Annotated in this window: 23 protein-coding genes; 14 read left to right on the top strand and 9 right to left on the bottom strand. The window is 28.5% G+C overall.

Annotated features, from left to right (window positions below; translation table 11 throughout):
• Nucleotides 1–45: 45 nt before the first annotated feature.
• The 6 genes from aroB to aroC all read left to right on the top strand — a co-directional run bounded on the left by aroB (nucleotide 46) and on the right by aroC (nucleotide 7,461).
• Nucleotides 46–1,137 (top strand): 3-dehydroquinate synthase, encoded by a 1,092-nt coding sequence (gene aroB, locus AB8B23_RS10035; RefSeq protein WP_369712628.1) that lies wholly within the window; start codon nucleotides 46–48, stop codon nucleotides 1,135–1,137.
• 398 nt (nucleotides 1,138–1,535) lie between these two features.
• Nucleotides 1,536–3,557, top strand: coding sequence for a DEAD/DEAH box helicase (locus tag AB8B23_RS10030; protein ID WP_369712627.1), 2,022 nt, complete (start codon nucleotides 1,536–1,538; stop codon nucleotides 3,555–3,557).
• Nucleotides 3,554–4,219 carry a hypothetical protein gene (locus tag AB8B23_RS10025; protein WP_369712626.1) on the top strand — a complete coding sequence of 222 codons (666 nt, stop codon included), beginning with the start codon at nucleotides 3,554–3,556 and terminating at the stop codon, nucleotides 4,217–4,219. The genes AB8B23_RS10030 and AB8B23_RS10025 overlap by 4 nt, the downstream gene beginning before the upstream one ends.
• Before the next feature lie 45 nt (nucleotides 4,220–4,264).
• Entirely contained in the window at nucleotides 4,265–5,563 is a 1,299-nt protein-coding gene (gene aroA / locus AB8B23_RS10020; protein WP_369712625.1) for a 3-phosphoshikimate 1-carboxyvinyltransferase, read from the top strand.
• A 152-nt stretch (nucleotides 5,564–5,715) separates the two neighbouring features.
• Nucleotides 5,716–6,336 carry a Type 1 glutamine amidotransferase-like domain-containing protein gene (locus AB8B23_RS10015; RefSeq protein ID WP_369712624.1) on the top strand — a complete coding sequence of 207 codons (621 nt, stop codon included), beginning with the start codon at nucleotides 5,716–5,718 and terminating at the stop codon, nucleotides 6,334–6,336.
• A gap of 27 nt (nucleotides 6,337–6,363) precedes the next feature.
• Complete coding sequence (gene aroC, locus AB8B23_RS10010; protein ID WP_369712623.1) at nucleotides 6,364–7,461, top strand: chorismate synthase; 1,098 nt, start codon at nucleotides 6,364–6,366, stop codon at nucleotides 7,459–7,461.
• A gap of 576 nt (nucleotides 7,462–8,037) precedes the next feature.
• Here the strand turns inward: aroC and AB8B23_RS10005 are convergent.
• The 9 genes from AB8B23_RS10005 to cobS all read right to left on the bottom strand — a co-directional run bounded on the left by AB8B23_RS10005 (nucleotide 8,038) and on the right by cobS (nucleotide 15,630).
• Nucleotides 8,038–8,493 (bottom strand): hypothetical protein, encoded by a 456-nt coding sequence (locus AB8B23_RS10005; RefSeq protein WP_369712622.1) that lies wholly within the window; start codon nucleotides 8,491–8,493, stop codon nucleotides 8,038–8,040.
• Between the two features lie 40 nt (nucleotides 8,494–8,533).
• Nucleotides 8,534–9,166 carry an RNase H1/viroplasmin domain-containing protein gene (locus AB8B23_RS10000; protein WP_369712621.1) on the bottom strand — a complete coding sequence of 211 codons (633 nt, stop codon included), beginning with the start codon at nucleotides 9,164–9,166 and terminating at the stop codon, nucleotides 8,534–8,536.
• Nucleotides 9,167–9,186: 20 nt separating this feature from the next.
• A complete protein-coding gene (gene fabG / locus AB8B23_RS09995; RefSeq protein WP_039901480.1) occupies nucleotides 9,187–9,897 on the bottom strand; it encodes a 3-oxoacyl-ACP reductase FabG in 711 nt (236 codons plus the stop codon).
• 52 nt (nucleotides 9,898–9,949) lie between these two features.
• The gene (locus tag AB8B23_RS09990) at nucleotides 9,950–10,408 is read right to left on the bottom strand and encodes a septal ring lytic transglycosylase RlpA family protein (RefSeq protein WP_369712620.1); all 459 of its coding nucleotides are present in this window, start codon (nucleotides 10,406–10,408) and stop codon (nucleotides 9,950–9,952) included.
• 143 nt (nucleotides 10,409–10,551) lie between these two features.
• Complete coding sequence (locus AB8B23_RS09985) at nucleotides 10,552–11,406, bottom strand: polysaccharide deacetylase family protein (protein ID WP_369712619.1); 855 nt, start codon at nucleotides 11,404–11,406, stop codon at nucleotides 10,552–10,554.
• 14 nt (nucleotides 11,407–11,420) lie between these two features.
• Nucleotides 11,421–11,708 carry a hypothetical protein gene (locus AB8B23_RS09980; RefSeq protein ID WP_021744761.1) on the bottom strand — a complete coding sequence of 96 codons (288 nt, stop codon included), beginning with the start codon at nucleotides 11,706–11,708 and terminating at the stop codon, nucleotides 11,421–11,423.
• A gap of 288 nt (nucleotides 11,709–11,996) precedes the next feature.
• Nucleotides 11,997–13,721, bottom strand: a complete 1,725-nt coding sequence (gene argS, locus AB8B23_RS09975) for an arginine--tRNA ligase (protein ID WP_369712618.1) — start codon at nucleotides 13,719–13,721, stop codon at nucleotides 11,997–11,999.
• A 494-nt stretch (nucleotides 13,722–14,215) separates the two neighbouring features.
• Nucleotides 14,216–14,815: a histidine phosphatase family protein gene (locus AB8B23_RS09970; protein ID WP_369712617.1), complete on the bottom strand. Its 600-nt coding sequence runs from the start codon at nucleotides 14,813–14,815 to the stop codon at nucleotides 14,216–14,218.
• Nucleotides 14,816–14,862: 47 nt separating this feature from the next.
• Complete coding sequence (cobS, locus tag AB8B23_RS09965; RefSeq protein WP_369712616.1) at nucleotides 14,863–15,630, bottom strand: adenosylcobinamide-GDP ribazoletransferase; 768 nt, start codon at nucleotides 15,628–15,630, stop codon at nucleotides 14,863–14,865.
• Between the two features lie 180 nt (nucleotides 15,631–15,810).
• Between cobS and AB8B23_RS09960 the strand changes: the two genes are divergently transcribed.
• The 8 genes from AB8B23_RS09960 to AB8B23_RS09925 all read left to right on the top strand — a co-directional run bounded on the left by AB8B23_RS09960 (nucleotide 15,811) and on the right by AB8B23_RS09925 (nucleotide 22,199).
• Entirely contained in the window at nucleotides 15,811–16,281 is a 471-nt protein-coding gene (locus tag AB8B23_RS09960; protein ID WP_021744757.1) for a precorrin-2 dehydrogenase/sirohydrochlorin ferrochelatase family protein, read from the top strand.
• 44 nt (nucleotides 16,282–16,325) lie between these two features.
• Nucleotides 16,326–17,297 (top strand): porphobilinogen synthase, encoded by a 972-nt coding sequence (hemB, locus tag AB8B23_RS09955; RefSeq protein ID WP_039901476.1) that lies wholly within the window; start codon nucleotides 16,326–16,328, stop codon nucleotides 17,295–17,297.
• A gap of 24 nt (nucleotides 17,298–17,321) precedes the next feature.
• On the top strand, nucleotides 17,322–18,674 hold the full coding sequence (gene trkA, locus AB8B23_RS09950) for a Trk system potassium transporter TrkA (protein WP_369712615.1): 1,353 nt from the start codon (nucleotides 17,322–17,324) through the stop codon (nucleotides 18,672–18,674).
• A gap of 90 nt (nucleotides 18,675–18,764) precedes the next feature.
• A complete protein-coding gene (locus tag AB8B23_RS09945) occupies nucleotides 18,765–20,210 on the top strand; it encodes a TrkH family potassium uptake protein (RefSeq protein WP_369712614.1) in 1,446 nt (481 codons plus the stop codon).
• A 95-nt stretch (nucleotides 20,211–20,305) separates the two neighbouring features.
• A complete protein-coding gene (locus AB8B23_RS09940) occupies nucleotides 20,306–20,482 on the top strand; it encodes a hypothetical protein (protein ID WP_369712613.1) in 177 nt (58 codons plus the stop codon).
• A gap of 217 nt (nucleotides 20,483–20,699) precedes the next feature.
• A complete protein-coding gene (locus tag AB8B23_RS09935; RefSeq protein WP_026745347.1) occupies nucleotides 20,700–21,107 on the top strand; it encodes a hypothetical protein in 408 nt (135 codons plus the stop codon).
• 344 nt (nucleotides 21,108–21,451) lie between these two features.
• Nucleotides 21,452–21,847: a YbgA family protein gene (locus tag AB8B23_RS09930; RefSeq protein WP_369713931.1), complete on the top strand. Its 396-nt coding sequence runs from the start codon at nucleotides 21,452–21,454 to the stop codon at nucleotides 21,845–21,847.
• The gene (locus AB8B23_RS09925) at nucleotides 21,831–22,199 is read left to right on the top strand and encodes a TIGR02328 family protein (RefSeq protein WP_018449823.1); all 369 of its coding nucleotides are present in this window, start codon (nucleotides 21,831–21,833) and stop codon (nucleotides 22,197–22,199) included. Before AB8B23_RS09930 ends, AB8B23_RS09925 begins: the two co-directional genes overlap by 17 nt.
• The last annotated feature ends 125 nt before the right edge of the window (nucleotides 22,200–22,324 follow it).

The following is a 22,324-nucleotide window of genomic DNA, read 5'->3' as shown; positions in this document are numbered from 1 at the left end:
GCTATATTTTAATATACACATAAAGAATAGAAAATGGAGAAAATTATGGAAATATTGAATGTTGGATTAGGGGAAAATTCTTATGATATTGTAATTGGAAAGAATTTTTTTGATAAATTTCCTGAATATATTGAAAAGATTTATAATGGCAAAAAATTATTTGTGATTACTGATTCTAATGTAGATAAAATTTATAGGAATCAATATAAGAAGATGTTTAAAGGCTTTGATTATACAATTTATGTGCTGGAAGCAGGAGAAAAAAATAAGCATATTGGTATAATGCCAGGAATTTATTCTGCAATGGTAAATGCAGGGCTTACAAGAAAAGATATGGTTGTTGCATTTGGTGGCGGAGTTGTTGGAGATATTGCTGGATTTGCGGCAGCCAGTTATATGCGTGGGATTGGATTTATACAGATACCGACGACAATTGTTTCACAAGTTGACAGCAGTGTTGGAGGAAAAGTCGGTGTTGACTTGCCTGAGGGGAAAAATCTTGTTGGGGCGTTTCATCAGCCGAAACTTGTTTTAATTGACAATTATTTTTTGAATACATTGACAGACAGATATTTTTACGACGGATTTGCTGAAATTGTGAAATATGGATGTATTTATGATAAGAAGTTTTTTGACAGACTTGTGGAAATTGTGGAAAAAGTTGTGGTTTCGCAAGATGATGAAAATTATATAAAAAAATTGCGTGAACATTTGATGAAGTATGTGAATGAGCTTGTTTACCGTTCATGTGAGATAAAAAAGGAAGTTGTGGAAAAAGATGAGAAGGAAAGTAATTTGAGAATGATATTGAATTTTGGACATACTATCGGACATGCAATAGAGCAGTTTACAAATTATGAGAAATACTCCCATGGAGAAGCAATCTCTGCTGGAATGGTAGACATTACAAAAATTGGAGAGGAAAAAGGGTTTACAAAAAAGGATGAATCTGTAAAAATTGAGAAACTATTGAGGGCATTGAATTTACCGACTGAGATTGAATATCCGAAAGACAGGATTTCTGAAATTATGAAAAGGGATAAGAAAAGTACGAATGACGGAATTAATTTTGTAATTCTGAAGGAAATTGGGGAAGTCGAGATTATAAAGATTGGGGAAAAGGAGATTTTTGAGTAGGGAAACACAAATTTTCTTTTTTAAAAATGTAAAAAATTAGATTATTTTGTATAAATATACAAACGGATTATACAATGTCTGATATTTTTTATGAATAGTTAAGATTTAAATTTTAAAGATATACTTTATATTTGAGATTGTAATTGGGTTTTATTACAAAGATTAGATAATGTCTGACCAATTCAAATTGAAGTTGATTGCATTGCAAAAATTAAGTAGAATTTTAGATTATAATAGAATCGTATATTATATAAAAAATAGAAAAATTAAAAAAGTAAATTAATATGGAGATAAGTAATGTATTATGATAATTTTTTATTTTAAATAGAAATTTAGAATGTTGAAAATGACAAAATAATATGTTAAAATTAAATATAAATTAAAAAAGGAGAGTGAAAATGATTACTAATAAAAATGAATTTGGAAATTTTGATTACTTTAATAGTGAAGTAAAAGAAAAAATATCAAACATTATAGTATTGTTGAAAAAAAAAGAAATACAGTATAATATTTATTATGGATATCCAATTATAGATGAGAATGATAAAAAATCATATGTAAAAGGAATAATAATATTAGAAAATAAAATAATATTACTTTATGAGAATCAAGAAGAAAAAGAAGTATATGGTTCATGTCTAATGAATTATTTAACATTAGACAATTCTTTATTTAAAATTACTAGAAATTATGATAAATATGTAGAGGAGATTGACTTGTTTGAGTTTAATGAAGAGTATTTAAATAAAGTGATAAAAGATAAAAAAATAAAATTTGAAATTGATGAAATAAGGAAAATAAATAGAGCAATTCAAAAAGCGTATAATTTAAGTAGTGATGATGATAGAGAAGTAAGTTCGAAAGATACATTAGGATATAAATTAAAGGAAAGAAATACATATATAGGAAATTATGATTCAACACAGTTTAATATGGTAGAATCAGATATAAAAACTCATCAAAGAATTAGAGGATTAGCAGGAAGTGGAAAAACAATATTAATGTTAAAAAAAATAGCACGAACACATTATATGTACCCTAAGTTAGATTTAGCATTTATATTTTATACAAAGTCTTTAAAAGAAGATGTAATAAAAAAATTCAAAAGATTTTATAAAGATTATGATAGATTTAATGAACCTAATATGCAAAAAGTTAAGATTTATCATGCTTGGGGTGGAAAAGGAAATAAAGGATTTTATTCAGAAATATGTGAATTAATAAATTGTTCTCCATTGACATATGGAGATTTAAAGAATCAAACAGATCCTTTTGATTTTGCATGTAAAGAATTATTGATGAAATTAGATGAAAATGAAAACAATAATTTTTTTGATATGATATTTATTGATGAAGCACAAGATTTTAGTTTATCTTTTTTTAAATTATGTCTTAAAGTTTTAAAAAAAGAAGTAGCTGAGATAAAAAATAGAATAAAAACTGGATTCTTAATTTATGCGTATGATGAACTACAATCATTGAGAGAAGATGTTACAATACCAACAAAAAATCAAATATTTGGAAAAAATATAGAATGTGAGGATATAAATTTATCAATATCTTATAGGACTCCTGTAGAAATATTAGTGTCTGCACATGCTATTGGACTTGGAGTGTATAGAAAAATAGAAAATAATGAAGAAATTTCACTTGTAAATTTTGTAGATAAAAAAACTCTTGTAGACATGGGATATATTAATGAAAATGGTGAAATTAATGAAGGAGAAAAAGTAAAATTAAAAAGAATAGAAGAAAAAAAAGGAATAGAGATAGATAAACCACTATCTTTTGAAACTGAAAATGATGAGTATACTGCAGTAGTTGAGAATATATTAGAATTACTTGAAAATCAAGATGTGAAAACACAAGATATAATGATAATTGATTTAGATCAACATTATCTTCAGCGTGACTATGAAGAATTTTCTAAAATATTCTATGAAAAAATTAGTGAAAAAGAGAAGTTAAAAAATATTTCATTAAATTTAGTTGATAAGAATAATCCTAATCGTGTAAAGATAGAAAACTGTATAACTTATACAACAATTTATAGAGCAAAAGGAAATGAAGCTAATTTAGTATTTGTTTTGAATTGTGATAGTATTTCTTTGTCAAGTAGAAATAGTGTTGCGAGAAATAAAATTTTTACAGCTATGACAAGAGCCAAATGGAAAGTATGGCTGTATGGTAAAGAAATGAATGAATATTCATATGAAATAGAAAAAGTGAAGGAAAGTGATTATAAATTAGAATTCATATATCCAACAAAAGAACAAAGAAAAAAAATAAAACAACTTGGAGATAAAGAAGAAAAAGATAAAAGTAATGTAGAAGAAATAGCTAAAATAATAAATTCTAGTGGATTAGATAAGAGTACGATAGAATTATTATTGAAAAAGACTTTGGAGAAAATGAAATGATAAATGAGAAAGAAATTATAGAAAAAAATATGATAGAATTCTTGAAAATATGGCATAATATTAGCCAAATAAAAAAATTTATTAATAATTTTAAAAAAAATTCAAATACATTTGGCAAAAAAACTTCTAAATTTACGAAAAAGAATTATATAGATAGTTATAAAAATACTATTATAGAGAATAAAAATTATCAATTAATATTTAGAGATGAATCTGTAATTTCATTTTTTTATGAATTTGACAATAATAATCAGATAGTATCGTATAGTTTATCTTATATTCCTGGAATCCATGAAGAGATAGCGATAGAGGAATATGATTACAATGATGTAAAAGAATTGTTAGAAAGTAGTTATAAAGATTACATAAGAATAGATTTAGAAGAAAAAGGTTATAAAGAAATACTGCATACTAAAAATCATTTTCATTATAGAATATCAGAAGATGATGAAAATACACCAAGAAAAGATATAAGAATGCCTTTATCTCAGATATTGTATCCTTTGGATTTTATATACATAATATGTAAATACATATATCATATAGAAGAAAAAAAATTAGAAAAAGTAACAGAATTGATTAAAAAATATAATATTCAAAGAAGAGAAACATTAAGTCAGCTAGAAAAAACCAAGTTATTTATGAAGTTCAATGAAAATTAAACTATAATAAAATAATTGTTCTATTTTAAAAGGAGAAAATAATCCATGAAAATAAAAATAAAACCAAGCATATTAAATGGAAAAATAGAAATCCCGTCATCTAAAAGTTATTCACACAGGGCAGTGATTGCTGCGGCATTAGCTGAAAATAAGGATAATCGGAAGTCTAAAATTGATAATTTGAAGTTTTCTGTAGATATTACAACAACAACGGATATTATGCAAAACTGGGGAGCGAAAATCAATCGAGAGGAAAGTTCTCTTGAAATTATTGGAAATGGTGGAAAAGTCGTTCCAAAGGATAAGTATGTACAATGTAATGAGTCGGGGTCTACAATCAGGTTTTTGATACCGATTGGGATTACAGATGAAAATGAACTGATTTTCGACGGAAAAGGGAAACTGGTGGATAGACCGCTTGACTCGTATTATAGGATTTTTGATAAGCAGGGAATTTTTTATAAAAATGAGAATAGGAAATTGCCACTTACAGTGAATGGAAAATTGAAGGCAGGAAATTATGAAATTGACGGGAATATAAGTTCACAGTTTATTACTGGACTTTTGTATGCCTTGCCACTCTTGGACGGAGATTCAAAGCTGACTATTAATAAGAATTTGGAGTCTAAGGGATATATTGATTTGACATTGGAAATATTGAAACTGGCAGGAATTCAGATTGTGAACAATAACTATAAGAGTTTCGATATAAAGGGAAATCAGATTTATAAGCCGTTTGATTATACTGTTGAGGGGGATTATTCACAAGTGGCGTTTTGGATTGTAGCTGGAATAATTTCGGCTAATAAGGATAACGAAATAAAATGTCTACATGTGAATAAAAATTCGTTGCAAGGTGACAGGGAAATTATTGAGATTGTGACTAGAATGGGAGCAAATCTTAAGATTTTCGATGATTATGTACTTGTGAAACCTTCTAAAACTAAAGGAACACTAATTGATATTTCGCAATGTCCTGATATTGGACCAATTTTGACTGTGTTAGGGGCGCTTAGTGAGGGAGAAACTCGAATTATTAATGGGGAAAGATTGAGAATAAAAGAATCAGATAGAATAACTTCAATAAAGACTGAACTGAATAAACTTGGAGCGAATGTAGCTGAGGAAGGGGATAGCTTGATTATTCAAGGTGTAGAAGGATTTAAAGGTGGAGTTACAGTAAATGCATGGAATGATCATAGAATTGCAATGTCGCTTGCGATTGCTTCAACAAGATGTGAAAAGGAAATAATTTTGGAAGAGGCTGAAAGTGTTAGAAAATCTTATCCCCATTTCTGGGATGATTTTGTGAAAATGGGTGGAGAAATAGAGAAAGATTGTTAAAAAAATTTTCTAGAAAGATAAAGATTATTTGTAATAGAAAAATAAGTTAAAAATGGTAAAATTTAAAATGAAATTTTTTAAAATAGAAATAGAGAATTAATTGAATATGCGAATGTAAAATTTAATTAAAACTGTTAGGAAAGGGAATTTATATGAGTAAATTATTTTTGACATCATATTTAGCAGGAACAAAAAATTTAGTGAAAGAGTTTTTAAAAGATGTACCAGAAAAAGAAATTACGTTTGTTCCTACTGCTTCAAATACTGAAGATTATAAAGGATATGTAGACGAAGCTAAGCAGGCATTTTTGGAATTGGGATTTTCAATAAATATTTTAGATATTTCAAAAACAGAAAAACAAAAAATAGAAAATATATTGAAGGATACAAAAATTTTGTATGTATCAGGTGGAAATACATTTTATTTATTGCAGGAACTAAAACGTAAAAAAATTATAGATACTATTAAAGATAAAATTTCAAATGGAATGCTTTATATAGGAGAATCGGCTGGAGCGATTATTACTTCTAAAAATATAGAATATAATCAGATAATGGATAATAAGGACATTGCTCCTGATTTAGATAATTATGAAGCAATGAATATCACAGATTTTTATATTTTGCCACATAATAATGAATTTCCATTTGTCGAAAGTACAAAAGAAACTATAAAAATTTATGAAAATAAATTAAATTTGCTTCCAATAAGCAATAATGAGGCAGTTTTTGTAAATGGAAAAGATTTTGTTGTAAAAAATGATGATAAATAAAAATGTGGGAAAATAGAAAGGAAAAAAATGGCAGCAAATTTTGGAAAAAATTATAAAATATCAATTTTTGGTGAATCACATGGTAGTGCATTAGGAGTAAATATTGATGGAATTCCAGCTGGGACAGAACTGGATTTAGAATTTATCTCGCAGGAAATGAGAAGAAGAGCACCAGGAAGATCGGAATTGACAACACCTAGAGTGGAAAAGGACGAATTTGAGATTTTGAGCGGATTTTTTGATGGAAAAACTACAGGAACGCCACTTGCGATGATTATTAGAAATTCAAATCAGCGTTCAAAGGATTACAGTGAATTAAAAAGAAAGCCAAGACCAGGACATGCAGACTGGAGCGGATTTAACAGATATAACGGATTTAATGATATTCGTGGAAGTGGACATTTTTCTGGGAGAATAACGGCTTCATTGGTATTTGCTGGAGCGATTGCAAAACAGATTTTGAGGGAGCGTGGGATTTTAATTGCAGCTCACATTAAATCAGTGAAAGATATTGAAGATAGAGATTTTGTGGAAAGCGATATTACAGAAGAAAATATTGATAAACTCAGAAATATGACTTTACCTGTCTTAAATGAGGAAATTGTTGAAAAAATTGAAAAGGCTGTGGAAAAAACAAGGGAAGAAAAGAATTCGCTTGGTGGAATTGTAGAACTTATGGTTACAGGACTTCCTGCGGGAATAGGAGACCCATATTTTGAATCCATGGAAAGCGAGCTTTCAAGAATGATTTTTTCAGTACCAGCTACAAAGGGAATAGAATTTGGAGCAGGCTTTGGAATTACAGAAATGACAGGGTACGAAGCAAATGATGAAATGTTTTATGATGAAAAAGGTAATATAAAATCATTTACAAATAATAACGGTGGAATCATAGGTGGAATAACGACTGGAATGCCAATATCATTTAAGGTGGCAATAAAACCCACAGCTTCAATAGAAAGAGCACAAAAAACTGTAAATCTTGAAACAAAGCAAAATGATATTTTAGAAGTGCGAGGAAGACATGACCCAATAATAGTACCGAGGGTAGTGCCAGTATTGGAGGCAGCTACGGCGATTGTGATCTTAGATAGAGTTTTGGAAAGTAAAAAAAGAGAATTGTAAAAATAATTATTTTGTTTAAGAGAGTTTCATGTATAAAAAAATTTATTTGTTTAATTTTTTATTCTTTTTATTTTCAGTGTGCTTCTAGCAGTTTCAATTAGAACTGTTAGATAGAATTGTTAAAGCGTTTTATGATAAGAATTTAGAATCTGAGTTTGAATTTAAAGATTATCAATAAAGGGGAAACTCCATATAGAAATGGTATTGTTCATGAAAAAAATTAAGCATTCAGAAGATAGAAAACTTTTAAAAAAGACAGTTTATGAAAATGGAGAAGAAAAAATGTAACCAAAGGTATTAATATTTATAATGTTTGTTATTGGTTTTATTGTATTTGCTACAGTAAAGATTATGAGAATTTGGTAAATTTTAAAAAGATTTATTAAATACAATAATGACGATGAAAAGTTATATTTTTCTTACAGACTTAATGGCTGTGGAATTGGATTTTTATACAATGAGAACTTTTACGGTATATAACGAAAAAAGGAAATTAAGAAACAGTTATAGAATATCTTATAAAAAAATAGGCAAGGAGTAAATTAACCCCTTGCTTTTTATAATTTAACTTGATAACTAATTTCCAGTTTCTTGATTGAAAAAAGATCCAGTATCATTATTTAGATTCGAATTATCTAAAGAATCTTCTTGTGGTGCAGTAACAGGAGCTACATCAGAACTTGACGGAGCAGTATAGCCAAGTTCAGGATGTAACTTATATTCAGGTATTCTATAATTATTTATTTTTTGTATAGTTAGTACACCATCTTTAGATACAACTCCATTAACATCTAGATTAACTATATCTTCATCAGTTACACCGTATTTTTGACCAATAAAATCATAAATACGGTCAAGTAGACCAGTAGAATCTTTCACTGTGTAGTTAAGAGTTTTATTTGGAAATACCAAATTATCCTTTATGTAGACAAATGTATTTGTTGTTCTTGAATAATCTCCTTTAAAAGATTTATTTGCAACTTTTGTTTTTGCAGCGATCCCAATAACAGACATCATTAGCATCATTACCATTAATAATATTTTTTTCATGAAAAGCCTCCTTTATTTAGCATTATTTGTGGAATCCTAAATCAGCGGGATTAACATCTCCTGAGATTTTTTTTACGATTCCACCTTTTTTTTCAAATTCATTTCTCATTAAAGCAACTTTTTTTATGAGTTCAATTGTATCATTTTTCAAACTGGAATTATTGTATCGTCCTTTTGACCAATATTCAATAACGAGAGAACTGTCTCCACAAATTATCTTTGTATCATATTTTTTAGCATAAACAAAAGCTGTGTAAATACCAACTAATTCACCAAAGTTATTTGTTCTGGTGTCAGCGACATAATAATTTCCAAATTCATTGATATTTTTTTCGTTCATAATTTTATAAAGTAGTGAATTACCGTCAAAATCAGTCAATCTGACTTCCACACCGTTGCCCCGTCCTGTTCCTGCATCAAAATAAATTGCATCACGCTCTAGTTCAGAATACAGTTTAGTCAAATCACTTTTCTCTTTTTTTTCATAATTTGCTCCAGAATTTAACCATTCTTGTGCTTCAGAAAAATTTTTAAATGATTTATAACGGGCTTTTTTACCACTTACTTTTTTTTGACAATCTATCCAGCTTTCAAGTATTCCATTTTCATTTGTATCTGTAATGAAATAGGCATAGAATTTTTTATTTTTTGCCATTTTTGAATAAATTTATTGAATTATAAATTCAATCCTCCATCAACTCTTAAAACTTGTCCTGTAACAAATTTAGACATATCACTTGCCAAGTATAATGCAGCATTTGCAACATCTTCAGCATCTCCCATTTTTCTAAGCGGAGTATTTGCAAGTACAGTTTCTACAACTTTTTCAGGTAATACGTGAGTCATATTTGTTTCGATAAATCCTGGTGCAATTGCATTTGATCTAAGATTTTTTCTACCGAATTCTTTTGCCCAAGTTTTTGCCATAGCGATTACTCCACCTTTTGTAGCTGCGTAGTTAGTTTGTCCGGCATTTCCATCAACTCCTACAACAGAAGCCATATTTATTACACTTGAGGCTTTACTCTTTAATAATAAAGAAACAAAACCTTGCATCACATTGTAGACACCTTTTAAGTTAATATCAATTACTAAATCCCAGTCTGCTTCCTTCATTCTTTGAAGTAATGAATCTCTTGTAATTCCTGCATTATTTACAAGAATATCCAATCTTCCATATTTTTCTTTGATTTCATTTGCAATCTCTTTTATATTTTCTCTATCAGTAACATTTAATTTAACGTGCGAAACATTTTCATGGCTGTAATCAGGATCAATTAAATCTCCAGAAATAACAGTTGCTCCATTTTCAGCAAATTTTAGTGCTATTTCCTTTCCAATTCCTCTTGAACCACCTGTAATTAATGCAATTTTACCATTTAACACTATATTTTCCACCTTTCTTTTAAAATAATAATTTTACTGTTCCAAATATGAACTATTTTAAAGAATTTAAAACTTCAAGTTTTACTCTTGTTAGTCCTTTTCCCGGATTTTCTATTTTTGAAAAAGCCCCATAGCTTAAATCAATTACACGTCCTTTTGCAAAAGGACCTCTATCATTGATTTTTACGATAACTTCCTTTCCATTACTTAAGTTTGTAACTTTTACTTTTGTTCCGAATGGAAGAGATCTATGAGCTGCGACCATTTCATGTCTATTATGTCTTTCTCCACTAGCTGTTCTACTTCCATGCAGTCCTTTTCCGTAATATGAAGCTATTCCACTTTGTGATTTTTTTGAACCTGATTTTTTAGAAGCATATAAGTCAGCTTCGTTCTCAGTAGATCTCGTTATTTCATTTTTTACGTAGACTATATTATTGTCTGTATTTGTTTTTGAAATTAACAACAGCGATATTGTTAATCCTGCAAATATAGTAACTATTTTTTTCATTAATATTCTCCTTAATAATAAAAGATTTTATAGCATTGAAGATTAAAAGTATTTGCTACAATATCCAAATATTTAAAAAATAATTTGAACAACTTCTATATTATATCATATTTTTAATGTTTAATTACTTATTTTTTACTTAGTTATTTCAGTTCAGGTTGTTTTACATGCTGAATTTTTGGACTATTTACATCTAAAGTTTCAAATGTATATCCAGCCTTTTTATATCCGTCAATAATTTGCTGCAGCGCTTGAACAGTAGTTTTCTTAGCATGTGTATCGTGCATTAGGACATTTATATCAGAGTGAGTTGTGCAGACACCATATTTAACCAATTTTTCTACAGGAACATTATTTCCAGAAGCATCTGTTGAATCACAATTCCAGTCAAAATATACATACCCTTCTTTTGTCATTCTGTTAATTATAGCTGTTTTTAGAGCTTTAGACGCTATCGCATTGCTTGATCCACCAGGAAATCTTGTAATTTTCACATCTAATCCAGTTGTTGATTTTACAGCATCTCTTATTTTATAAAGATCTTTAAAGAAACTTTCTTCATTTGCATAAACTTCTTTATATTCATGCGAATAAGTATGTAATCCGAGTACATGTCCATGGTCAATTATTTTCTTATAATCATTGTAATTTTTTCCAATTCCAATTACAAAGAATGTTGCCTTTATATTATTTTTTTTCAAAATGTCAAGTATTTGATCAGTGTGTGGTGAAGGTCCGTCATCAAAAGTCAAGTATACAGTCTTAATCTTTTTGTCAGCCTTCAGTTGTTCGTATTGTCCCTTTATTTCTGCATTTTTTTTAGTAAGTACTGTAAGCTCCTCAGTTTTCTTATTTTTATCGGCAGTTAATTTTTTAACGTTTGATTTTAGGTTATGTTGTTCTATAAATTTTGCAGTTGTTCCAAAGATATGGAAACTTGAATATAAAAATCCTGCTATAGCAAGTGTTAAACCGATAATTGATAGTATTTTTTTCATTTCTCTACTCCTTTTTATTTATATTTATTTACTAGCGCTTCAACTTTTTTATAGCTTTCTTCACTATGTTTTATACGTCCATTAAGGACTTCCACTTCTTTTTCAAGTGTCTGCTTGTTTTCTTTTAAAACAGGAATCTCCTTTTCAAATTTTTCCTTCTTTTCAATTAATACAAAATGTGAAAGTAAGACTAGAAGGATTGAAAAAATAAGTAAAATAAATGCGATTTTTCCTAAGCCTTTTCCGCTTTCATCATGATCACTTCTGTAATCATAAAGAAATTGTTGTTGTTGTTTTGCCATTTTTCTCCTCTTTTCTATAATTTAATTTTTTAATTTAATAAATCAGTTGATTATTATGTTAAAGTTGTCAGATGTATAAAAAGTAAAAAGCCCTCTTAAAAAAGAGGGCCATAAAAGGGGGGGTTAATTGAGGTTTCAGATCTTTTAATCGATCTGAATATAGTATACACCATAATCATTAAATCCCGATTAAATCAAAATTGTTTTTTGATTAATTTATTTCTCTTTTTTAGTAAAAGTTGTATTATTTCTGTTTTTAGAAGTCTTCTAACTAAAATTTTTATAAATTTACATTCTATCTACAGTCGTAATTCCAAGAAGGCTAAGTCCTTCTTTTAAAACAAATGCAGTTTTTTCTGATAATAAAATTCGTGCATCCATAATTTTTTTATTTTCTTCCTTCAGAATAGAACTTGAATTATAGAAATTATTAAATAATTTTGCCATGTCAAATAAATAATCAGCTATTATGTTTGGACGATAGCTTTCATACGATTTTACTACTGCCTGTGGAAATCTTAAAAGCTCTGTAGCTAGTTCTCGTTCAATGCCAGTCATATCGTCTAAAATAATATCTTTATTTTCCACATTAATATTTTCTTCCTTCAATTTTCTAAAAATCGACATAATCCGAACATAAGTATATTGCAAATAAGGACCCGTATTTCCTTCAAAACTAAGTACCTTGTCCCAAGTAAATGTTATATCCGAAGTCCTGTTCTGGCTCAAATCAAAGTATTTTATAGCTCCGCTTCCCACAATTTCAGCAATTTTTTCTTTTTCTTCTTCTGGAATATTCGGATTTTTTTCATCAATTACCTTTTTAACTTGAGTTTTTGCCTCATCTAGCAAATCAACAAGTCTTATTATATTTCCGCTTCTGGAAGAAAAAATCATTCCATCACCAAATCTCATAATTCCAAATACAACATGAGTCTTTTTGTAATTATAAGGTTCTCCAAGCATCTCTCCAATTTCAAAAACCTGCTTAAAGTGATTTTGCTGCCTATCGTCAGTTAGGTAAACAGCTTCGTCTACATTTAATTCATCTTTTCTAAATTTCATTGTAGCCAGGTCAGAAGTTGTATACAGGAAGCTTCCATCTTTTTTCTGCACAATTGCAGGTGGCAGCTTGTCATTTTCAAAAAACACGACCAATGCTCCCTGATCTTCACGTGCAATACCTTTTTCCTTCAATTCTTCCAGTACAGCTGGCATCATACCATTGTAAAATGATTCACCATAATAATAGTCGAAATTTACACCAAGCCTATCATAAATTTTATTGTATTCTTTTAGTGAAATATCTATAAATTCCTTCCACAATTTTTGATTTTCTTCATCTCCAAGCTGTAATTTTTTCAGTTCTTCACGAGCCTCATCCTCCAAAGCAGGATTTTTTTTAGCTTCATCAGAAAACTGCACATAAATTCTTTCCAGTTCACCAATCGGATCTTCTTCATAGGACTTCTTATTCAGCCAATTCTTATAAGCTACAATGAGTTTTCCAAATTGTGTTCCCCAATCACCAATATGATTGTCAGCAAGTGTATGAAAACCTAAAAATTGCAAAGTTCTCTTGATGGAATCCCCGATAATTGTACTTCTCAAATGTCCAATGTGCATTCTCTTAGCAATATTAGGTGAAGAATAATCAATTATTATAGTTTTATCTGTATTTAAAAAAGAAAAATCATATTTTTCATTTTCCACTTTTTTTAATTCTTCATTCAAAAAGTTATTTTTCAAATAAATATTAATAAATCCTGGCCCTGCAATTTCCAACTTTTCAATAATATCATTTTCTTTAAAATTATCTACAAGTGTACTTGCAATCTCTCGTGGATTTTTACCAATTAATTTTGAACTAACCATCGCAAAATTTGTCTGAAAATCTCCAAATTCTCTTTTTGTGGAATTTTGAATATCGACTTTTTCTGTATAATCAGCACCAAAAATATTATTTATATTTTCTGAAAATAATTTTTTTAATTTTATTGTCAACAATTCCATTATCTTAAAAACTTTTTTCCCTTCCTTTCATAGATTTACGTTAATTTTAGGATAACGCATAATCCTTTTATTAAAAAATATTTACTTGAATATTATATAACAATTTTAATAAAATTTGAAGAGTTTATTTTTATATTATTTTTACTTTTTGTTACATTTAATTAATTTACAGATTTATAAAATTTTAAAAATAATTTAGTTGATTTAAAATAACTTATGTGATATAATTATTTTGTAAAACTAACTAACATTTGGAGATAAAAAAGAGAGTGTCGCATCACTCTCTTTTCCTTTTACAGGAATTTTTCAATTAAGTATCTCAATACTTCCAGTAAAATTAGTAAAAGAATTTTGATAGTTTCTTTTACTCTCATCTTTATTCACCTCCTAACATTCGGAGTTAATCTATTATCACATAAATTTTATTCAATTTAAAATTATTTTTTAATAAATTTAGATGAGTATTAAAAATAAAACTATAAAAAATTGATATTTTATTTATTAATATAATTAAAATAAATAAATCCATCATCCACAACAGTCATTTTTGTAATACTTCCGTTATCTATCTTAAATTTCCAGTATCCATCCAAGTTGCAGAATAGATAATAGCTAATTAAGGATTGGATAACTCCCGCATGAGCTATAATAAGTATTCTTTTGTTTTCATAATCCTTCTTTATTTTCTCAATTTTTTTTACAATTCGTTTTTGCAAATCAGAAAGGCTTTCTCCACCTTCTGCCTTAAAATTTCTCCAGTTATTTTTCATTTCATCGATATAATGTGGGAACTCTTTTTCAATGTCTTTGTAAGTTTTCCCTTCAAGTATCCCAAAATTCAGTTCTCTCAAATTTTCAGAAAAATTCTTTTTTATATTTTTGTCAATTTCCAAAAGTTCTAAACTTTCTCTACATCGATTTAAGTCGCTTGAAAATACTATATCTATTTTTTCATTCAGTTCTTCAAGTTTTTTTTTCGTATTTTTTAACTGATTTATTCCTGTTGTATTCAAGCTTGGATTTAGATGTCCGTAATACAGATGTTTTTTATTATGGTCTGTTTCACCATGTCTTATAAATAATATTTCTGTCATCTTATTCTCCTCTTTGATTATCTTTATTTTTACTGCATTTTATTTAGTTACCGTAAAACAATCCCTAAAAATAGGACTAATATTGATGTTAATTCAAGAGAAGCTCCCATTGTATCGCCCGTTATCCCGCCAATCTTTTTTCGTACATTAAGCATAAACAGAATTATAAATAAAAGTGCGATAAATAAAGCAATACCGCCTTTTGTTCCAATTATAAGAAATACTAGAGCATTTGTCAAAATAAGTGAAAAAATCACTTCAAAAATACCATTTTCAGAAATTATGGCATTACTCATTCCAGATTTTCTAGCATAGTCAGAAAGACCAGCATTTACTGATGTTGAAAGTCTTGCAACGATTGGAAAAATTATTAGGTATTTCGGGTTTATTGTGATAATTTCAGAAATTATAGTAATTTTTGTAATAAAATATAAAATTAATACAACTGTTCCATTTGTACCAATTCTTGAATCTTTCATAATTTCCAGCATTTTTTCTTTCTTAGCATAACTAAAAAGTCCATCAAAAGTATCAGCAAGTCCATCAATATGGATTATTCCAACAGCTAAAATTTCTATAATTATAATAAGTACAGCAATTATCACTTTATTATAAAAAATATTTTTTAGATAGACTGTAATTAAAAAATTTGAAAAATATAAAATTAAGCCAATGATTAAGCCGACTAATGGAAAAAATTTAATTGACTTTCCTAATTTTTTCTCACTATACTCTACTTTTATTGGTATCGGAATACGTGTCATAAATTGAATTAAGATAATGAATTGTTCAAAAAAATTTTTTATATATTTCATAACAAAGCTCCCCGTATTTTATTTTTAGAAATTTTTCTATATTTTATCATTTTTGTAAAAAAAAATCACGTTATTTCTATATTTTTAGTGAAAAAAATATTATGTTATAAATCGCTTGTTTTTCTACTTATAATATGTTATCCTATTGTCATCAGAAAAAAGTGAAAGGAGCATTAAAATATGTGGTTTCCATTATTTATAAACTTGGAAAATAAAAAAGTTCTTGTTATTGGAGGTGGAAAAGTTGCACTAAAAAAAATCAAAAAAGTTTTAGAGTATGGAGCTGATGTTACTGTTGTTACTGATAACATTAAAGAGCAAAGTATATTAGAACTAAAAAATTTAAAAATAGAAGATAACAAGAAAATCGAAAACAATAAAGATGAAATTGAAAAACTTGTAAAAGATTTCTTTCTAGTTATTTCAGCTACAGATGATGAACAGCTGAATGAAAATATAGCACAAGTTTGTGATTCTAAAGAAATATTAATTAACAATGCATCTTCAAAAACTAAAATGAACGCAATGTTTGGAGGAATTGTAAAAAACAGCGAATTTCAAATTGCAATTTCTACGAGCGGTAAAAACTGCAAACGTTCACGTGCTATGAAAAGTGAAATTCAAAAAGTTCTTGACAAAATAGAAAAATAAATGTTCAAACTTTAAATAACGAAATGAAAAAAGGTGAAACAAAAATGTTTAAAAGACATAGAAAATTACGAAAAAATGAAGTGATAAGAAATCTTGTAAAAGATGTTTATGTCTCAAAGGAAGATTTGATTTATCCAATTTTTATTGAAGAGGGAGAAAATATCAAGAACGAAATCCCTTCAATGCCAGGAATTTTTAGATACTCTATTGACAGGCTTTCTGAAGAACTGGATGAACTGGTAAAATTGGGAATAAATTCGATTTTACTTTTCGGAATTCCTAAAAATAAAGATGCCTGTGCAACAGAAGCCTACAATGAAAATGGTATTATTCAGAATGCAGTTCGATTTATAAAAGAAAAATATGACAATTTTCTTGTAATCTGTGATATTTGCTGCTGTGAATATACAAGTCATGGCCATTGTGGTATTCTTGATGAAAATGGTTATGTAAAAAATGATGAAACTTTAGAAGTTCTTGGAAAAACAGCACTCTCCTACGCAAAGGCTGGAGCAGATATTGTAGCACCTTCAGACATGATGGATGGACGTGTGGAAAAAATTTCCAATGTTTTAGCTCAAAATAATTTTGAAAATATTCCAGTAATGGCTTATTCAGTAAAATATTCATCAGCATTTTATGGACCTTTTAGAGATGCAGCAGATTCAGCTCCTCAATTTGGAGATAGAAAGTCTTACCAGATGAATTTTCAATATTCAAAAGATGCGATAGACGAAGTTGCTGAAGATTTACGTCAAGGAGCAGATATTATAATTGTGAAGCCTGCAATGGCATATCTTGATGTTATAAAAAAGGTAAGTGATAAATTTGAAATCCCAATCGTAGCTTACAGCGTTTCGGGAGAATATTCAATGGTAAAAGCTGCAGCTGAAAATGGATGGATTGATGAAATGAAAATTGTCATGGAACAGATGTATGCGATGAAAAGAGCTGGAGCAAACGCTATCATTACTTATTATGCAAAGGAAATTGCAAAATATTTAGAAAATAAATAAAAAATAACAAGAAAGAGAAAAAATATGAAAATAGTTATAGCAGGAGCTGGTGTCGTTGGTGAATCGCTTTGTAGCGAACTTTCAGCTGAAGGTAACGATGTCATTTTAATTGAGAAAGAAGAAAAAGTATTAAATAAGCTTGTAGAAACTTACGATATAACTGGGCTTGTAGGAAATGGAGAGTCTTATGAGACTTTACTTGAAGCTGGTGCAGACAGTGCCGATATTTTTATTGCTGCAACAGAATCAGATGAGCTAAACATAATCTCTTCAATAATAGCAAAAAAAATTGGTTCAAAATTTACTATAGCAAGAGTAAGAAATCCTGAATACAGTTCAAATATGCAATTTGTAAGGGAAGGACTTGGAATTTCCCTTATGATAAATCCCGAAATGGAAACTGCCAAAAGCATTGCAAATAAACTAATGTTCCCAGTTGCCTTAAGTGTAGAAAACTTTTTTGGACAAAAAGCCAGCTTTATTTCAATAAAAGTTGAAAAAAATAGTTTTCTGAATGGGACACAGTTAAAAAACCTTGAATTTAGCACAAAAGACAAAGTTATTATCTGCACTGTCAGAAGAGATGAAAATGTCTTTATTCCAACTGGAGATTTTACTATCCTGGAAGGAGATGTTGTCTATGTTGCAGGTTCTATAGAAGCAGTTCATAAATTTTATGACAGAATTGAACAAAGCAACTTAAAAATCGGATCTACACTGCTTATCGGTGGAGGAACAATTTCTCATTATTTAATTGGAAAACTTATTGAAAACAAAAACAAGGTAAAAGTCATAGAAAATGATAGAACACGTGCAGAAAAACTGAGTGAAGCTTATCCAAAAGCAATTGTAATAAAAGGAGATGAAGCCGATCAGGAATTCTTAGTACAGGAAGGAATAAATAACTATGATGCAACTGTAATTCTTACAGATAGCGATGAAGAAAATGTTGTTATTTCAATGTTTGTAAACTCCATAACAAATTCTAAGTTAATTACAAAAATGAACAGAACATTGCTACTTCCTATACTTGAAAACAATACTAGAACATCGACGGTTGTGCCCAAAAAAGTTATTTCTGACATGATAATAAGAGTTATAAGATCAAAAACAGATATGCGAGGATCCACAATGAGTTTTTTATACAGGCTAGAAAACCAGGTGGAATTTATTACTTTCGAAATCAATGAAAATAGTGCCGCTGTTAATGTTCCGCTAAAAGATTTAAAATTAAAAAAAGGAATATTGATTGTAAGTATATTGCGGGATAATAAAATGATTTTTCCGGGAGGAAATGATGCTATCAAAAACAATGACAGCGTAATGATTGTAGCAATAGCATCTTCTATCGAAGATTTTGACGATATTTTAGAATAAAACTGTAAAATTTAAATATATTCGCATCTAAAATTTAAGTCCAAATTCACTTAAATAAAAAAAACGATTATATTAATTTAAGGAGTAAAAATGAATAAAAGAATGATAGGTTTTATAACTGGAAAAATACTTATACTTGAAGCTGGATTAATGGTATTACCTTTAATTATAAGTTTTTTATACAATGAAAATGCAAAATATAAAATTGCTTATGGTTCTGTAATACTTCTTCTTCTAGCAATAGGTTTTCTTCTCTCTATGAAGCTTCCTGAAGATGAACGGATTCAAGGTAGGGAAGGCTATATAATAGTTTCTTTATCTTGGATTTTGATGTCTATTTTTGGTGCATTGCCATTTGTATTTACAAAGGAAATCCCTTCTTTTATAGATGCGTTTTTTGAAATTGTAAGCGGCTTTACAACAACTGGATCTAGCATAATACCAGATCTTAGCAAAATTAGCCATTCTAATTTATTTTGGCGAAGTTTTACCCATTTTGTCGGTGGAATGGGAGTTCTAGTTCTAGCGCTTGCAATTTTTCCAAGTTCTGCAACATCAGTTCATGTAATGAAAGCTGAAGTGCCTGGTCCAACATTTGGAAAATTAGTTTCAAAACTATCAACAACAGCCAGAATGCTTTATAAAATTTATATTGTTATGACAATCGTTCTTATAATTTTATTAATGTTTGGCGGACTTAATCTATTTGAGTCTACTCTTCTTGCATTTGGTACCGCAGGAACAGGAGGATTTGGAGTAAGAAATGGTAGCATTTTACCATACAATAACCCTTATGTCGAAATAATACTTGGAATTGGAATGATAGTATTTGGAGTAAACTTTAATATTTATTATTTTATTTTAATTGGAAAAATAAAAGACATCTTTAAAAATGAAGAATTAAAATATTATTTACTAATAGTTTTTGGAGCAATTACACTAATAGTTTTCAATATATATCAGACATACGGCTCCATATGGAACTGTATAAGAGATGTATTTTTCTCAGTTTCCTCAGTCATAACAACAACTGGATATTCTACAGCTGATTTTGGAAAATGGCCGTTATTTTCACAAGTTATCTTGCTTATCCTAATGTTTTTTGGAGCATGTGCAGGCTCTACAGCTGGAGGACTGAAAATATCAAGAGTTGTATTAATGGTAAAAATCTATTTTGCTGAAATTGTCCAAATGATAAGTCCAAATCGTGTAGTTACAGTAAAATATGATGATAAGCCAGTAAATTCAGCTATGCAAAAAAGTATTGCAGTATATTTTTTAGTCTATTCACTAGTTTTTGGAGGAATTCTTCTAATGATTTCCTACTCAACAGATGACTTTATGACTGCTTTTAGTGCTGTTGCCGCCACATTTAATAATATCGGTCCGGGATTAGCAAAAGTAGGCCCTACATTCAGCTTTGCTGAATTAAACAATTTCTCAAAAGTAATTCTTAGTTTTGGAATGCTGGCAGGAAGGCTGGAAATTTTCCCAATGTTAATATTATTTTCCCCAACAGCATGGAAATTAAAATAATTTATGATATAATAAAACTATAATCAAAAAAACAAAACAACCGATTGAAATTTGAAAATTATAAATAAATAGAATATCGTATAGGAGTGGATTTTATGAAAAAATTACTTTTAATTTTGATACTTGCGATGTCTACGGTAAGTTGTGAACTGTTTAGCAAGAGTTACTGGGATAGGGTAGAGAAGTCTGAAAGAGAAGAAGGTAGAAGATGTTTTAAAGATTCTAGTGGATATTATTACTGCAAGGATAAATATGGGAATCTAGTTGATTAATGTGTGTGGAAGCAGGATTTTGGGGATTCTGCTTCTTTTTTTGTTTTGGGACATAGCTAAATAAATTTTGACAAAACAGCCACAAAAGCGATGTTTACTTTTTCAATTTAATGATTGTCCTCATTTTTAGCTTAAAAAAAATAGAAAAATCAAAGAAAATATGATATACTATTATAAACAAATTATAATGGAAATAAAACCAAGGAGGAAATTTATTATGAAAAAAAGTATATTGGCAGTATTTGCAATTTCAATGACATTATTTGCGGCTGGAGGGAACGATGTGAAAAAAGTTCATGAGAAGACAGCAAAACTGGAAAAGGATTCATACTGTAACAAACCTGGTTCTTATGGAGAATTTAAAAAGATAAACGATAAAGACTACAGAGTTGATGTAGATTTTGAAAAATGTGTATTTGATGGAGAAACTTATGAAAATGTAAAAGTTGGAGTCTTAATTCAAAATGTTGAAAAAACTGAAAAATATTTGAAAAAATACAAATACATGCATTTAAAAGCAGGTAAAAACCTAGTTTATAATTCAAATGACAACAGCTACTATTACAATGGTTCTTGGGCATTTAATAATGATAAAGCTTATCCAACAGTATTTGATGGTAAATAATTTATAAATAAATTTAGGACGGCAGTTTTATTAAATTGCCGTTTTTATAATTTTTGAGGTTAGATTTTGTAGCAAAACTTCTTTAAAATCAAACTCAAAAGCTATGACTATTTTACTCAAACCCTAAATTTACCATAATTTTTAGTAGTTCAATTTTAAATGGGTTGGAATATACTTAATAAATTATTTTCATAACAAATGCATGAAGATTAGATTAAATTTTTAATACTCGCAAACATAGAAAAAATAAAAATCAACTAACGAAAAATTCAAAGGATAACATAGATGAAGTTAATTTTCATATATGGTTTGAATATCTTTAAAGAAGGGCTGGTGTGAACTACATGAATAAAAAAAAAGAATGTGAAGAGCTATGGGCAAAAAATAAATATTATGTATTAAGCAAATCCCATAAAGTGTACTTAGAAATAAGAAAGTATTTGAAAGAAAAAGAAATTGATATTGTATTTATTAATGAAAGAATACAAAAAGTAAGGGATATAAAAGAAAGTAAAAAAGATTTTAGTAATGCAATTCTTCATTTATGGGGATATTTCAAAAAAAAGGCAACAAAGATTGAAAAACAAGGATTATTTAACATACTGGAAGAATACATGGGAGGAAGAAGTAATCAGAAATCGCTAATTGAATATATCAATACTTTACTAAAGAAATATCCAAATAAATATTTACAAGAATCCACTTTATTAACAGGAGAAAAAGATGAGACTATGGCATGAACAAATTATTCATCTATTGCCTAAAAACCAGCTTCTTGGTCAACATAGAGAATGTTGTGCACTTAGAGGAAATGGATGGAAAAAGAAACATAAAACAGTAGACTATGTATTTTTATATTCTCCATATTATTTATTTGTTTATCATTCATTGGTTATGGATGAAATGGAAAAAAGAGGGTATAAAGTTTCTAAAGAATGGAGAGATAAGAATTATAGAGGAAAGAAAGCAGAAAATTATAATAATCTTGAAGAAAAAATTATAGATAGCCCAATTTACAAAGAACATGATAATGAATATTTAGTTGAGTGTATCGAAAACTTGCGAAAAAAAGGGATTAAATTGGAACTATAAAAGTTTTGATCGTTTTAATTTAACTACTACAATTCATTGTACCACACGGGAGACACGAACCAATGATTCTTGTAATAATTTTTAGATAACAAAAACAGCTGTGAAAAGAGAATTATTTTAAAATC

Source organism: Leptotrichia sp. HSP-342, from assembly GCF_041199995.1.
Lineage (GTDB): Bacteria > Fusobacteriota > Fusobacteriia > Fusobacteriales > Leptotrichiaceae > Leptotrichia > Leptotrichia mesophila.
Note: the sequence above shows the minus strand (reverse complement) of the source record. Positions and strands in the feature narration are given on the sequence as shown.